At 70.6% G+C, this 13,938-nt stretch carries 13 protein-coding genes; 6 read left to right on the forward strand and 7 right to left on the reverse strand.

The window, feature by feature from the left end; translation table 11 throughout:
- Positions 1-16: 16 nt before the first annotated feature.
- The 5 genes from Aiant_RS05805 to Aiant_RS05825 are packed head-to-tail and all read right to left on the reverse strand — an operon-like array spanning position 17 to position 5,531.
- Positions 17-352, reverse strand: a complete 336-nt coding sequence (locus Aiant_RS05805; protein ID WP_189335886.1) for a cupin domain-containing protein — start codon at positions 350-352, stop codon at positions 17-19.
- Positions 330-1,421, reverse strand: a complete 1,092-nt coding sequence (locus tag Aiant_RS05810; RefSeq protein ID WP_189335885.1) for a Gfo/Idh/MocA family protein — start codon at positions 1,419-1,421, stop codon at positions 330-332. Before Aiant_RS05810 ends, Aiant_RS05805 begins: the two co-directional genes overlap by 23 nt.
- Positions 1,418-2,869, reverse strand: a complete 1,452-nt coding sequence (locus Aiant_RS05815; RefSeq protein ID WP_189335884.1) for a mannitol dehydrogenase family protein — start codon at positions 2,867-2,869, stop codon at positions 1,418-1,420. Before Aiant_RS05815 ends, Aiant_RS05810 begins: the two co-directional genes overlap by 4 nt.
- Positions 2,866-4,278: a glucuronate isomerase gene (uxaC, locus tag Aiant_RS05820; RefSeq protein ID WP_189335883.1), complete on the reverse strand. Its 1,413-nt coding sequence runs from the start codon at positions 4,276-4,278 to the stop codon at positions 2,866-2,868. The genes Aiant_RS05815 and uxaC overlap by 4 nt, the downstream gene beginning before the upstream one ends.
- Complete coding sequence (locus Aiant_RS05825; RefSeq protein ID WP_229831335.1) at positions 4,275-5,531, reverse strand: Gfo/Idh/MocA family protein; 1,257 nt, start codon at positions 5,529-5,531, stop codon at positions 4,275-4,277. The genes uxaC and Aiant_RS05825 overlap by 4 nt, the downstream gene beginning before the upstream one ends.
- Before the next feature lie 249 nt (positions 5,532-5,780).
- Here Aiant_RS05825 and Aiant_RS05830 point away from each other — a divergent pair, with 249 nt between their 5' ends.
- The 5 genes from Aiant_RS05830 (at position 5,781) to Aiant_RS05850 (ending at position 10,781) form a co-directional block, all read left to right on the forward strand.
- Complete coding sequence (locus tag Aiant_RS05830; RefSeq protein WP_189335881.1) at positions 5,781-6,806, forward strand: LacI family DNA-binding transcriptional regulator; 1,026 nt, start codon at positions 5,781-5,783, stop codon at positions 6,804-6,806.
- Between the two features lie 9 nt (positions 6,807-6,815).
- Positions 6,816-8,096 carry an ABC transporter substrate-binding protein gene (locus tag Aiant_RS05835; protein WP_189335880.1) on the forward strand — a complete coding sequence of 427 codons (1,281 nt, stop codon included), beginning with the start codon at positions 6,816-6,818 and terminating at the stop codon, positions 8,094-8,096.
- 5 nt (positions 8,097-8,101) lie between these two features.
- Positions 8,102-9,076 (forward strand): carbohydrate ABC transporter permease, encoded by a 975-nt coding sequence (locus tag Aiant_RS05840; protein ID WP_189335976.1) that lies wholly within the window; start codon positions 8,102-8,104, stop codon positions 9,074-9,076.
- Positions 9,076-9,942: a carbohydrate ABC transporter permease gene (locus Aiant_RS05845; protein ID WP_189335879.1), complete on the forward strand. Its 867-nt coding sequence runs from the start codon at positions 9,076-9,078 to the stop codon at positions 9,940-9,942. Before Aiant_RS05840 ends, Aiant_RS05845 begins: the two co-directional genes overlap by 1 nt.
- Positions 9,943-10,214: 272 nt before the next feature.
- Positions 10,215-10,781, forward strand: a complete 567-nt coding sequence (locus Aiant_RS05850) for a hypothetical protein (RefSeq protein ID WP_189335878.1) — start codon at positions 10,215-10,217, stop codon at positions 10,779-10,781.
- Positions 10,782-11,341: 560 nt separating this feature from the next.
- On the opposite strand, the gene Aiant_RS05855 is transcribed toward Aiant_RS05850, so the two are convergent.
- Positions 11,342-11,809 (reverse strand): Lrp/AsnC family transcriptional regulator, encoded by a 468-nt coding sequence (locus tag Aiant_RS05855; RefSeq protein WP_189335877.1) that lies wholly within the window; start codon positions 11,807-11,809, stop codon positions 11,342-11,344.
- A 142-nt stretch (positions 11,810-11,951) separates the two neighbouring features.
- Between Aiant_RS05855 and ald the strand changes: the two genes are divergently transcribed.
- Positions 11,952-13,070: an alanine dehydrogenase gene (ald, locus tag Aiant_RS05860; RefSeq protein ID WP_189335876.1), complete on the forward strand. Its 1,119-nt coding sequence runs from the start codon at positions 11,952-11,954 to the stop codon at positions 13,068-13,070.
- Positions 13,071-13,128: 58 nt separating this feature from the next.
- Here ald and Aiant_RS05865 read toward each other — a convergent pair whose 3' ends face one another.
- Positions 13,129-13,791 (reverse strand): hypothetical protein, encoded by a 663-nt coding sequence (locus tag Aiant_RS05865; protein WP_189335875.1) that lies wholly within the window; start codon positions 13,789-13,791, stop codon positions 13,129-13,131.
- Positions 13,792-13,938 lie beyond the last annotated feature (147 nt).

The following is a 13,938-nucleotide window of genomic DNA, read 5'->3' on the forward strand; positions in this document are numbered from 1 at the left end:
CGACACAGGAGGAACGTCAGGAAAGGGGTTCCAGGTGCATCCACACGAAGATCAGCGGTTGTTCACCCCGGCTGATCAGGTGGTGGTCCTCACCCGGCTCGAAGAGCACCGCCTCGCCGGCCTGGAACTTCTCCACCTCGGCACCCTCCACCTCGATCACCCCGCTGCCCTGCACGATCACGAAGATCTCGGGCACCGGGTGCACGTGCCGCCCCGGCTCGTCATGCGTCCGGAAGTTCGGCTCCGCATAGACCCGGAAACCGCCTTTCTGTACGACGTGACCGGGCAGAACACTGGTGAAGGTGGGCCCTCGGTGATGGGCTTCGAGCTCAGCGATGCTCAGCTTGCGCACGGACCACTCCTCTCTGGTCGTCGAAGGTCACCCGGTGCGGCGGTACCGCCCAGGCCTGGTCCAATTCGGATGGCAGGAGGCCGGTGGCGGCGACCTGCCGGACCAGGTGGTCGGCGCCGGGCAGGATCATGCCGCCGCCGGCGGGGTGAGGGGTCGTGGTGGGGATCAGGGCGGGTGGGGGTGACGCGACGATCGCCTCGGCGACGGCGGTGAAGGTTCTGGTCCGGTCGAGGGGGGCGATCAGTGATTCCGTGCTGAGCAGGTTCTCCAGCAGTCCGCGCCTACCCGAAATTTCGCGAAATGTCGAATACTCTGGCGTTTTAAGGCGGTCTGTTGGGTACTCCAGCACGCTGTCCCCGACCCGGATCTCCCCCGCCACGAAAACCTCGGACGCCAGCGTCACCCCGATGACGATCGTCCGCTGATCAGCATCGGTCAGCCGGAGAAACGTGCAGTCGTCGGTCTGGATCTCCCGGGTCCGATACCGCTCCAGCTCCATGGTCACCGGCTCGAACCCGTCCGCTACCGCCAGCGATTGCATCAACGCGTGCGCGAACGGATTGACCAGCGCCCCGTCGAAGGCCGCCTGCCGCCCGGCCCACGGCGCCCGCCGGTAGTAGCTGTCCGGCCGCCACCACGCCCCCGCCGCCGACACCTGATCACCGGACACCGCCTCCCGGAACGCGGCGAGCGCCGCCGAGCCGAGCGCCTGGAACCCGACCTGACACCGCCGCCCGCTGCTCCGGACGGCCGCCGCCAGCGCCTCGTGCTCGGCCAGCGAGACGACCGGCGGTTTCTCCAGGAGCAGGTCCGCGCCGGCGGCCAGGCAGTCCAGCGCGATCGGCAGGTGCGTGTGCGGGGGCGTACAGATGATCACCGCGTCCGGACGGACTGCCGTGAGCATCGCCCGGTGGTCGTCGAAGAAGGGCACCCCGGGCTCGGGCTCGACCGCGTTGCGGTCGCAGAACGCGGCGACCTCCAGGAGGCCGCGTCCGGCCAGGTCTTTCAGCGTACGACGATGCGAGTGCCCGTGGCCGCCCGCGCCGATCAGCGCCACCCGCGGTGTCATCGGCCGGCCGCCGCGATGGTCGCCGCGGCCCCGTGCCGCTCCAGCTCCCCCACCCAGCGGATCAACGCGGCCCGCAGTTCCGCGTCCCCCGCGAGCGCCGCCGGGAACACCTCGCTCACGCCGAGCAGCGCATCGACCAGTCCCGCAGCGGTGTCCGGGCTTCCGGAGACGACGCTCCTCAGCCGGGCGGCCAGCGGATCGTCGAGCGGCAGGACGGACCCGTCGTCGGCATGTCCCCGCACGAACCGCATCCAGCCCGCGAGAACGAGCAGCGCCCACTCCGGCACCGCCCCGGCCCGCCGCCGGTCAGCGATGGTCCCGAGCAGCCGATGCGGCAACTTCTGCGTCCCGTCCATCGCCACCTGGTGCGTCCGGTGCCCGAGCTCCCGGTTCGCGAACCGCTCCAGCGCCGTCTCGCCGTACTGGAGAACGGTCACGCCCGGCGGCGGATCGATGGTCGGCGAGATGTCCTCGGCGAGGAACCGCCGCAGGAACCCGCCCATCCCCGGCAGCTCCAGCGCGTCGGAGATCATCTCGCGGCCGGCGAGCGCGCCGAGGTACGCGCAGGCCGAGTGCACCGAGTTCAACGCCCGCAGTTTGAGCAGCTCCCACGACCCGACCTCGCTCGTCATGATCGCTCCGGCGGCGGCCCAGTCCGGTCGCCCACCGGGGAACCGGTCCTCGATCACCCACTGATGGAACGGCTCCGCCACGACCGGCACGCTGTCCTGGGCGCCGAGCGCGGCGGCCGCCCGCCGGAGGTGGTCCGCGCTGGTCGCCGGCACGATCCGATCGACCATGGTGGCCGGGAACTCCACGCCGGCCGGCAGCTCCGCCCCGGCCACCTCCAGCGCCTGCTCGACCATGCCGCGGATCCGCGGGCCGTTGCCCTGGAGGTTGTCGCAGCAGAGCACGGTCAGCGGCGCCCGCCGGGTCAGCAGCGCCCGGGCCAGCAGCGCCGGGATGCTGACCGGTGGCTTCTCCCCGGTCAGCTCGGCCCGCAGCTCCTCGTCGAGCAGCAGTTTCCCGTCCGGCCCGAGCCGGTACGCCTTCTCCGTCACGGTCAGCGACACGATCCGGATCCCCGGGTCGGCGATCGCGGCCAGCACCCCGTAGGGGTCCCCGGCGGCGTACCCGAGCCCGGCCATGATCCCGACCGCGCGGGCGTGGTCGGGCCCGCCGCCGACGGTCAGCACGCTGTAGAGCCGGTCCTGTGCCCGCAGCTTGTCGAGGATGTCCCGGGAGCGCGGCGCGACCCCGACGATCCCCCAGTCGCCGCCGCTGGCCGCGACCGCCGCCTCGGTGTAGACGGCCTGGTGGGCCCGGTGGAACGCGCCGAGCCCGAGGTGCAGGATGCCGGGCCGGACGTCGCCGGGCCGGACCGCGGGACGGCACTCGGGGGCGAGGCCGGTGAGCGCCGCGGCGCCGAGTGTGGTGGTCACCGTCATGCCGCCGGTCCGTCCAGCCGGAAGACCTTCTTCGGCAGGTGGTATGCCAGGTCCGCGATGGTCTCGGCGGCCTCGTCGAGCGGCAGCCGCCCCTCGGCGACCAGCCGGGCCAGGTATCCGGCGTCGATCCGCCGGGCCACGTCGTGCCGGGCCGGGATCGAGCAGAAGGCGCGGGTGTCGTCGACGAAGCCGGCGGTGTTGTAGAAGCCGGCCGTCTCGGTCACCGTCTCGCGGAACCGGCGCAGCCCCTCCGGGCTGTCCAGGAACCACCACGGCGCACCCAGGTAGAGGGCCGGGTAACCGCCGGCGAGCGGCGCGAGCTCCCGGGTGAACGCGGTCTCGTCCAGGGTGTAGAGCACGATCCGCAGTCGCGGGTCGTCGCCGTACCGGTCGAGCAGCGGGCGCAGCGCGTGCACGTATTCGGTGGCGGACGGGATGTCGCCGCCGACGTCGCGGCCGTGCCGGGCGTGCAGGGCGGCGTTGTGGTTGCGCACCGAGCCCGGGTGCAGTTGCATGACCAGGCCGTCGTCGAGGGACATCCGGGCGAACTCGACGAGCATGTGCGCCCGGAACGTCTCGGCGCCGGCGGCGTCCACCGCTCCGCCCAGACCCTTGCGGTAGAGCACCGCGGCCTCGGCGTCGCTCAGACAGACGGTCGCGGCAGTCGGGTGGCCGTGATCGGAGCTGGTCGCGCCGGCCGCGATGAACAGCTCGCGGCGGGCTCGCAGCGCGGCCAGGAAGCCGGGGTACGTCCCGACGTCCTGCCCGGTCAGCTCCCCGAGCGCGGCGACCCGCTGGCCCCAGCCGGCCCACTCCATGTCGACCAGGTTGTCCGGGCGGAAGGTGGTGATCACCCGCCCGCCGGGGCCGCCCCAGCCGTCCGCGGCGAGCTTGGCGTGGGCGGAGAGGTCGTCGATCGGGCTCTCGGTGGTGGCGAGCACCTCGATGTTGAACCGCGTGAACAGCGCCCGGGGCCGGAACTCCGGCTCGGCGAGACGGGCGGACAACTCGTCGTAGATCTCGTCCGCGGTGGTCGTACCGAAAGGCTTGTCGATCGAGAAGACGTCGGCGAAGACCTTCTCGGTCCAGAGACGCGACGGGGTGCCGCGGAAGAGGTGCCAGTTCGCGGCGAGCAGGCGCCAGATGGCCCGGCCGTCGGTCTCCACCTCGCTGCCGTCGACGCTCGGCACACCCAGCCGGGCGGGTGGGATGCCCTGGCTGGCCAGCATCCGGGTGACGTAGTGGTCGGGGACCACGAACAGCCGGGCCGGGTCGGGGAACGGCTCGTCGTCGGCCAGCAGGGCCGGGTCGACGTGGCCGTGTGGGCTGATCAGCGGCAGGTCGCGAGCGTGGGCGTACAGCTCACGGGCGATCTCGCGCTGGGTCGCCTCGGCGGGGAACAGAGTCACCTGATCTCCTCAAGATCTAGGAGGTCGTGCACGTTGACGGCCTGTCCGGTTGCCAGGCTTTCGTTGGCGGCCAGGCCGGTGAGCAGGGCACGGGCGCCGTCCACGGCGGTGGCGCCGCGGCCGAGCGGGTCGGGTGGCGCGTCCGGCCGGATGAGGTCCGCGAGCATGCGCACATCGGCTCCACCGTGCCCCTGCCGGGAATACCCGTCCACAGTGATCTCACGCGGCGGCGCCCAGAACGGGCGCAGCAGCAACCTCCGGGTGCCGCGCTCGGCGTCGGACAGCGAGCCCGGCTCGCCCTTGACCCCGGCGGCCGCGGCCGGCGCGACGTGGTCGGTCTCGACGACCTCCAGTTCCAGGCGCCCCTTGCTGCCGTTGAACATCACCCGGTAGCCCTCCCAGGGGGCGTACGCGGTGAGGTGGTAGCTCATCGAGGCGCCCGTGGCGTACTTGACCAGCACCGCCATGTCGTCCTCGATGGTCACGCCGGGCGCGAAGACGTTCTGGTCGCGGTGGTATCCGTCGTGCTGCTCGGCCTCCAGGTACAGCTCGCGCATCGCCGGCTCGTCGGCCATCCGCAGGGCGAACGGGTCGCCCTCGGCGGCGGCCGCGCCGTGCGCCCGGTCGTAGTCGCGGGCGTATCCGTGGCGGCGGCCCTGCTCGCCGTAGAAGAACAGCCGGCCGGCCGCGAACACCTGCGCCGGGGTGTCGTCCAGCCACCAGTTGACCAGGTCGAAGTGGTGGCCGGCCTTGTGCACCAGCAGGCCGCCGGAGTTGGCCTTGTCGCGGTGCCAGCGGCGGAAGTAGTCGGCGCCGTGCCGCACGTCGAGCAGCCACTCGAAGTGCACCGAGCCGATCTCGCCGATCTGCGCCAGTTCGCGCTTCACCGCCTCGTGCAAAGGGTTGTAGCGGTAGTTGAACGTCACCCGGACGCTCCGGCCCGTCCTTCGCTGCGCGTCCAGGATCCGCCGGCAGCTTTCCGCGTCGACCGTCATCGGCTTCTCGGTGATCGCGTCGCAGCCGGCCTCCATGGCAGCCACCAGATATCGCTCGTGAAACCGATCGACGGTGGTGACTATCACAACGTCAACGCGCTCGCGCTTGAGCATCTCCGAGAAATCGGCCGCTTGATAAATCGGTATATCGAGGTTATGTCGCTTGAGGTAGACCGACGGCCGAGCAGGGTTGGTGTCGGCCAGGGCGACCAACTCCGCGACGTCGGCGTGGTCGGTGGTGAGCGCCCGGATGAACATCCCGGCCCGGGCGCCGGCCCCCACGAGGGCGAAGCGAGTCAAGGCGCCTCCATTCGGCAAACGTTTGCAACAGATTAGGGATCAGACCACGACGCAAGTCAATGGACAGCCCATATACGTCCGGTTTTATCCTACTTAGGACCACCCGTGGCAACACAATCGACATCGAAGGGCGTTGACACGCCAGCAACCGTTTGCATTAATGGCTCCACCAGAGAGAGCCGGATCACATCCGCCGAGGAGGACATCGTGGCCGTGACCATCCGGGACGTCGCGAAGGCGTCCGGAGTGCACATCTCCACGGTGTCGCGCACCTTCTCGGCGCCGCACCTGGTCAACCCCGAGACGCGCACGAGGGTGCTGGCCACCGCGGAGGAGTTGGGCTACCGCCCGAACCGGGCCGCCCGGGCACTCATCACCGGACGGACCCACAACATCGGCCTGATCGTGGCCGACATCGCCAACCCGTTCTTCCCGCCCATGATCAAGGCGGCCGAGACCCATGCCCGGCGGCGCGACTACCACGTCTTCGTCGCCGACACCGACGAGGACCCGGTCGTCGAGACCGACCTCGTCCGGGCCTTGGCCAAGCAGGTCGACGGGATCCTGCTGTGCAGTCCCCGGATGAGCGACGACCAGATAGAGCAATTGCGCCGCGAGGTGCCGCTGGTCGTCGTGAACCGCCTGATCGACGGGCTTCCGGCGGTGGTGATGGACGTCGGCGCGGGCGCTCGCTCGGCCGTACGCCATCTCGTCGGCCTGGGCCACCGCCACCTCGTCTACCTGTCCGGTCCGCGCGGGTCGTGGACCAACCGGGAGATCCGCCGAGCCGCCGGGGTCGCCGCCCGGGCGGGTGGAGCGGAGCTCACCGTCCTCGGACCGCACCAGCCGGTTTCCTCGGCCGGCGCGGACGCCGCCGAGGCCGTGCTCGCCACCGGCGCCACCGCGGTGCTCGCCTACAACGACCTGATGGCCATCGGCCTGCTCCAGTCGTTGCAGGACCGCGGCGTCGCCGTCCCCGAACAGATCAGCGTCGTCGGTTTCGACGACATCGCGACCAGCGCGCTGGTCCGTCCCACTCTCACCACCGTGGCGAACCCGACCGCGGCCGCCGGGCGCGCCGCCGTCGACATGCTGCTTCAACAGGGCGACGACGGCGCCACCGGACAGGTCACCCTCCGGACCGATCTGGTCATCCGCAACTCCACCGGGCCCGGGCCGTACGCCCCGGCCGGCGCGACCACCGCTCAGGTCGCCGCATACGCCAAGGAGTGACCTACCCCCATGACCGCACCCCGTCTGATGCGCGGCCTGATGGCCGCCGCCCTTCTGCTGCCGATGGCCCTCGCCGGTTGTGGCGACGACGACTCGAACAGCGGCAACGGCAAGACCGAACTCACCTTCTTCTGGTGGGGCGGCGAGGCCCGGGCCAAGCTCACCGAGCAGGCGCTGGCGCTGTACACGCAGAAACACCCGGACGTCACCTTCAAGACGACCTGGCAGGCGAACCAGGGCTACTTCGACAAGCTGGCCACGCTGACCGCCGGCTCGGACGCCCCGGACATCTTCCAGATCGACGACAACTACCTGGCCGAGTACGCCACCCGCAACGTCACCCTGGACCTCACCTCGTACAAGGACTCCGGCAAGGTCGACGTGTCGAAGTTCCCCGAGGGCCTGTGGAAGTACGGGGTGGTCGACAACAAGCTGGCCGGCGTGGCCATGGGGGAGAACACCCAGGGCCTGGTCTTCAACAAGACCAAGCTGGAGGCCGCCAAGCAGGAGTTGCCGAAAACGGGGATGACCTGGGACCAGCTGATCACCTGGGCGCAGAAGGCCGGCGCCGCCACCAAGATCCCCGGCACCATGGACCCGAGCGCCGACTACAAGGCGTTCTGGGTGTGGCTGCGCCAGAACGGCAAGGACCTCTACAACGGCAACCAGCTCGCGTTCACCAAGGACGACGTGCAGAAATGGTTCGAGCTGTGGAAGGGCGCCCGGGACGCCAAGGCCACCCCGACCGCGGACGTGATCCACGAGGGCAACGCCACCGACATCACCAAGCAGCTCGTGGTGACCAACAAGGCGCTCACCTCGTGGGTGTGGGCGAACCAGATGCCGGACATCCAGAAGAACACCAAGGACGAGCTCGCCGTGGTGGCGTACCCGGGTGACCCGTCCGCGCAGTGGGCCCGCGCCTCGATGTACTTCTCCGTGTACCGGGGCAGCAAGGACAAGGACAAGGCGGTTGACGTGATCAACTTCCTGGCCAACGACCCCGAGGCCGCCAAGATCCTCGGCACCGACCGGGGCCTGCCGTCCAACCTGGACAACCGCACCGCGGTCGCGGCGACCGTCACCGACCCGGCCATGAAGGCGTCGATCGCCCTCGAGGACGAGCTGGTCAAGAAGTTCGGTCCGGCCCCGAGCGTGCCGCCTAAGGGCCACAGCACGGTCAAGTCGGAGCTGATCAAGGCCGCCGAGGCCGCCCAGTTCGGCACCGCGACCCCGGACAAGGCCGCCGAGCAGTTCTTCAACGCCGCCCAGGCCGCGGTGGCCGGGTGAGCAACGTGGCCGTCAGCACCCGGCCGACCGCCCACCGGCCGCAGTCCGGTCCCGCCGCTTCCCAGCGGCGGGGCCGGCCCGCCCGGCACCGCGACGACGGGCGGGCCGGATACGTCTTCCTCTCCCCCTGGCTGCTCGGGCTGGCCGCGGTCACCGCGATCCCGATGCTGCTGTCGCTCTACCTCAGCTTCACGAACTACGACGTGCTCAGCTCGTTCTCCGAGGCGGACTGGGTCGGCCTGGACAACTACCGCAAGATGTTCACCGACGACCCGGCCTTCTGGCACGCGGTCCGGGTGACGCTGGTCTTCGCGCTGATCGGCACCCCGCTCAAGCTGGGCGCCGCGCTGGGCGTGGCGATGCTGCTGAACCGCACGTTCCGCGGGGCCGGGCTGTTCCGCGGCCTGTTCTACCTGCCGTCGCTGCTCGGCGGCAGTGTCGCGGTGGCGATGATCTGGCGCAGCATCTTCGACCGGGCCGGCGCGTTCAACGCGTTCCTGGGCTGGTTCGGCATCGAGGGCAAGGCCTGGGTGAACGACCCGTCCACCGCGCTCGGGACGCTGATCCTGCTGGCCGTCTGGCAGTTCGGCGCCCCGATGGTGATCTTCCTCGCCGGGTTGAAGCAGGTGCCGGCCGAGCTGTACGAAGCCGCCGAGGTGGACGGCGCGAACTCGTTCCGCAAGTTCCTCAGCGTCACCCTGCCGATGCTGTCCCCGGTCATCTTCTTCAACCTGGTGCTCGAGACGATCCACGGATTCCAGGGCTTCACCTCGGCGTTCGTGCTCTCCGGCGGCACCGGCGGACCGGTCGACTCGACCCTGATGTACACGCTCCAGCTGTACCTCAAGGGCTTCGCGAACTTCGAGATGGGTTACGCCTCGGCGATGGCCTGGGTCTTCCTGATCTCGATCGGCCTGGTCACCGTGGTGCTGTTCCGCACCGGCAAGTTCTGGGTCCACTACTCGGACGGAGACGACTGATGGTCGCCGTGACTGCCGCCCGCCGGCCGTTCCATCCCCGCTCGCTGATCCGGCCGGCGCTCCTGCTCGTGCTCACCGCGATCGTGCTGTACCCGCTCGCCTGGATGCTGGGCACGTCGTTCAAGGCGCCGGAGGAGGTGCTGAACAACGTCGCGGTGCTGCCGGACAACCCGACGCCGTCGAACTATCCGGACGGGTGGACGCACTTCGACGTCGCCTTCGGGCGGTTCTTCCTGAACAGCTTCATGGTCGCCTCGCTCACGGTGGTGGCGAACTGCGTGTCCTGCCTGCTCGCGGCGTACGCCTTCGCCCGGCTGCGGTTCCGGATGCGCGGGTTCTGGTTCGCCCTCATGATCGGCACGCTGCTGCTGCCGAGCCACGTGCTGATCGTGCCGCAGTTCGTGATGTTCAAGACGTTCGGCTGGGTGGGCGGGCCGTGGCCGTACCTGCCGCTGATCGTGCCGCACCTGCTGGCCACCGACGCGTTCTTCGTGTTCCTGATGGTCCAGTTCATGCGCGGCATTCCCCGCGAACTCGACGACGCCGCGAAAATCGACGGGTGCAGCGCGTACAGCGTGTTCCGGCACGTGATCCTGCCGCTGTCCCGGCCCGCTCTGGTGTCGACCGCCATCTTCTCCTTCATCTGGACCTGGAACGACTTCTTCCGCCAGCTGGTGTACCTCTCCGACCTGGAGAAATACACCGCCCCGGTGGCGCTGACGCTGTTCATCGACTCGACCGGCCAATCCGCGGTCGGCCCGATGTTCGCCATGTCGGTGCTCTCCCTGGCCCCGGTCTTCCTGTTCTTCGTGGCCTTCCAGCGCCTGCTGGTGGAAGGCATCAACACGACCGGCCTGAAGGGATGACCGTCCCGCACCGGGAGCTTCCGCTCCCGATCACCATCACCCCGGGCGGGTGGGCCACTTCCGGCCCGCCCGCCTCCGGGCCCGGCCAACCCGTTTCCGGTACGCCCGCAGCCGGGCCCGGCCAACCCGTTTCCGGTACGCCCGCAGCCGGGCCCGGCCAACCCGCTTCCGGTACGCCCGCCTCCGGGCCCGGCCAACCCGCTTCCGGTACGCCCGCCTCCGGGCCCGGCCGACCCGCTTCCGGTACGCCCGCAGCCGGGCCGAACTGGCCGGTGGAGGAGCCGCCGCCGGTCCGGGCCGACTGGCGGGACCGGCTGACCCTGGCGACCGACCTGGCTCTGATCGGCATCGCCGTGACCGTCCTGGCCCTGCCCCTGGTCACCGCCCCGGCCGCGCTGGTCACCGGTTCCGCGGCCGTGCACGGCCGCTACCGCGGCGGCCGGTTGCCGAGCTGGCGCCCGATGCTCCGCCAGTACCTTCGCGGCATCCTGCCCGGCCTCCCGGCCCTGCTCGCCGCCTCCGCGCTGCTGATCGACCTGACCGCGGTCCGCAACGGCTGGGTCCCCGGCGGCCGGCCGCTGCTCGCGATCACCGTCGTCGCCGCGGTCTACCTGTCCGGTGTGGCCGCGCTGACCCTGGTCGCCCTCGGCCGCTCCCCGGACCTGCCCTGGCGCGCCGCCGCCCGCTGGTCCTGGGACCGCCCGAAGTGCGCCACCACCCTGGCCGCCACCGGCCTGATCGCCCTGCTCCTGACCCTGACCGTCCCGGTGACGCTGCCCTTGGTGATCGGCTTCCACCTGTTCGCCCTGCACATGATCGCCGACCGCCTGGCCCGCTAACCCCCAGCTGGCCCTGGCGGCCCTATCCCGCGCCCCAACAGGGCCACCAGAACCAGCCGAACTCGCCGAGCTGGACTTGGCGGCCCTATCCCGCGCCGTGACAGGGCCATGCGAACCAGCCGAGCTGGACCTGACGGCCCTATCCCGCGCCGTGACAGGGCCATGAGGACCAGCCGAGGTTTGGTGTGACGGCGGTCACGGTGAACAACCTCGGCGGGTGACGGGGCCACTACACGGGTGACCCATTCACGCCGAGCAACAGCGAAGACCGGTGCGCATACCTTCAGCTCCTCGCCCTCAACGCCCCTACCCGCCCCGGCCCCCGCGCCGCCCACCGCCACGCCGCCCGCCTCGCTCGTGAGGCCATCCCGCTCCGCGCCGGCTCATCCACACCAGCACGTCGTCCACAGGCCGACCACGCGAGGCCGCCTGCCCCCGCCATACTGTCTTCGGGGCGGCCCCCGGCTGGCCTTGGTGGCCCTATCCGGGCTCCGGATAGGGCCACCAAGGCCAGCGCGACGGGGCGGGCGGGGACTGACGAGAGGCGGAGCGGGCTGCGGTCAGGCGCCGCGGCGATGCTCGAAGATCAGGTACGTCTCGGTGCCGGCGATCAGCCGGGTCCCGCTGAGCCGCTCGGTGATCACCGCGCGCAGGTCGTCGACGTCGGCGGCCGCGACGTGCAGCAGGAAGTCGTAGTTGCCGGAGACGAAGTAGACGTCCTGGACCGCCGGGATGCCGGCCAGTGACTCGGCGAACTTGCCGATCGCGTCCCGGGCGTCGGAGCGGATCTGCACCGCGATCATGGCCTGGATCGGGCGGCCGATCCAGGCCGGGTCGACATCGGCGTGAAAGCCGCGGATGGCGCCGATCTCGCGAAGGCGGCGAATCCGGGTCAGGCAGGTCGACGGGGCGATGCCGACCCGCTCGGCGAGGGCGTTGTTCGGCATCCGGCCGTCGGCGCGCAGCAGGCTCAGCAACTCCAGATCGATGTGATCCAGGCCTCGAACATCCTTCGGCAGGTCGGTCATCACGCGCCGCCGAAGCGAAGAAAATGCCCTGCACGCTCGGTGCACAGAATCTTGTTCGACACACTTGCCGTCTTACTGCACATCGTTCCACTCTAGCGGCATCGCGCGTCACCCCAGACGCCGAGCGAGAGGAAAGATCCCCATGCACATCGGTGTGCCGAAAGAGGTCAAGAACCACGAGTACCGGGTGGCGATCACGCCCGCGGGTGTGGTGGAGGCCGTGCGCCACGGGCACGAGGTCGTCGTGCAGACGGGCGCCGGGGTCGGCTCGGCGATCAGTGACGACGACTACGTGGCGGCCGGCGCCCGGATCCTGCCGGACGCGGACGCCGTGTGGGACACCGCCGACATGATCCTCAAGGTCAAGGAGCCGATCGCCGAGGAGTACCACCGGCTGCGCGCCGGCCAGGTGCTCTTCACCTACCTGCACCTCGCCGCCGACGCCGAGGGCACCAAGGCGCTGCTGACCAGTGGCACCACCGCGATCGCGTACGAGACCGTGCAGCTGGCGGACGGCTCGCTGCCGCTGCTGGCCCCGATGTCCGAGGTGGCCGGGCGGCTCGCCCCACAGGTCGGCGCGTACAGCCTGATGCGCAACAGCGGCGGCCGCGGCGTGCTGCCGGGCGGCGTGCCCGGTGTCGCCCCGGCGAAGATCACAGTGATCGGCGGCGGCGTCTCCGGCGCGAACGCCGCGACCATCGCGCTCGGCCTGGGCGCCGAGGTGACCGTGCTGGACCTGAGCATCCCGCGGCTGCGGCAGCTGGACGCGCAGTTCGGCGGCCGGGTGAAGACGCTGGTCTCCAGCACCTACGCGATCGAGCAGTCGGTGCTCGAGGCGGACATGGTGATCGGCGCGGTGCTGGTGCCCGGCGCCAAGGCGCCGACCCTGGTCAGCAACGACCTCGTCAAGCGGATGAAGCCGGGCTCGGTGCTCGTCGACATCGCGATCGACCAGGGCGGCTGCTTCGAGGACTCGCGCCCGACCACCCACCAGGACCCGGTCTACCAGGTGCACGGCTCGGTCTTCTACTGCGTGGCGAACATGCCCGGCGCGGTCCCGAACACCTCGACCTACGCGCTGACCAACGCCACCCTTCCGTACGTGCTGCGCCTCGCCGACCTCGGCTGGCAGGAGGCGCTCCGGACCGACCCGGCACTCGCGCAGGGTCTGAACACGCACGCCGGCATCCTCACCAACGACTCCGTCGGATCGGCGCTGGGCCTCCCGTCCGAGTCCGTCAGCTCGGTCATCTCCGCCTGACCCGACGCACCAGCGCGCCCTCCCTCGCGGTCCGCGACGGAGGGCGCGCTTTCGTCGGTCATCGGATGGGCAGGCAGTCCTTGGCCTTGGTGGCCTGGTGGCTGGTGCGGGTGAACGTGCCGGCGCTGAACCCGTACTTGTAGGTGATCCTCAGGTCGGGGCAGGCCAGCGGGGTGTGCGCGCTGTAGCCGTAGGCCTTGACGGTGACCACGGAGCCGCTGACGCTCGACGAGACGTACCACGGGCCCTCGTCGTTGGCCTCGGCGAGCAGGGTGCCGAGGCGCTTCGGCTTCGCTCCGGTGGTGCCGTCGAAGACCTCGACGGTGCTGGGCCAGTGCGTGGTGGTCGTCGTGCAGGTGCGCGCGACCAGGGCGTCGTCGACCCCGTCACCGGTGACGTCGGCCATCACCAGTTTCTGCACCTGGACCTCCTGCCCGTCGAAGGGGCAGCCGGCCAGCGCGGCGGTCCAGTTCCCGCCGTCCCCCGCGTCGCCGGCCGACTTCGGCTTCGCGCTCTTCACCGGAACGGCCGCGACCGGCTCGGCGCCGGACCCCGACGTGGGCTCGGCCGCGGGAGCAGACGTGGTCGCGACGGGCGCCGGGCTGGATGGGACGGGCGCCGGGGCGGCCGAGGTCGCGGCGGGCTTGGCCGTTTCCGAACAGCCGGTGGCAAGCAGCGCGATCGCGGCGGCGCCGACGAACAGAACGATCTTCTTACGCATGATCCAGTCCCCGTGACCTCGGTGGCGACCCGTCTCGGTGAGCCGCTCTGCACAGGACTCTATGAATCTTTCCGTGACCCCACGTCACGCCTTCGTGCCACTCCGTCGCCCCCACCCGCACGGTCTTGATCTCCGGAACCACCCGCG

The sequence above is a fragment of the Actinoplanes ianthinogenes genome (assembly GCF_018324205.1).
In the GTDB taxonomy this organism is placed as follows: Bacteria; Actinomycetota; Actinomycetes; order Mycobacteriales; family Micromonosporaceae; genus Actinoplanes; species Actinoplanes ianthinogenes.

Bases quoted from the DNA above. Each gene is read 5' to 3' on its own strand.
- Aiant_RS05810 (WP_189335885.1), bottom strand. From the start codon at position 1,421: ATGACACCGCGGGTGGCGCTGATCGGCGCGGGCGGCCACGGGCACTCG.
- Aiant_RS05815 (WP_189335884.1), bottom strand. From the start codon at position 2,869: ATGACGGTGACCACCACACTCGGCGCCGCGGCGCTCACCGGCCTCGCC.
- Aiant_RS05825 (WP_229831335.1), bottom strand. From the start codon at position 5,531: ATGTTCATCCGGGCGCTCACCACCGACCACGCCGACGTCGCGGAGTTG.
- Aiant_RS05835 (WP_189335880.1), top strand. From the start codon at position 6,816: ATGACCGCACCCCGTCTGATGCGCGGCCTGATGGCCGCCGCCCTTCTG.
- Aiant_RS05845 (WP_189335879.1), top strand. From the start codon at position 9,076: ATGGTCGCCGTGACTGCCGCCCGCCGGCCGTTCCATCCCCGCTCGCTG.
- Aiant_RS05855 (WP_189335877.1), bottom strand. From the start codon at position 11,809: ATGACCGACCTGCCGAAGGATGTTCGAGGCCTGGATCACATCGATCTG.
- ald (WP_189335876.1), top strand. From the start codon at position 11,952: ATGCACATCGGTGTGCCGAAAGAGGTCAAGAACCACGAGTACCGGGTG.
- Aiant_RS05865 (WP_189335875.1), bottom strand. From the start codon at position 13,791: ATGCGTAAGAAGATCGTTCTGTTCGTCGGCGCCGCCGCGATCGCGCTG.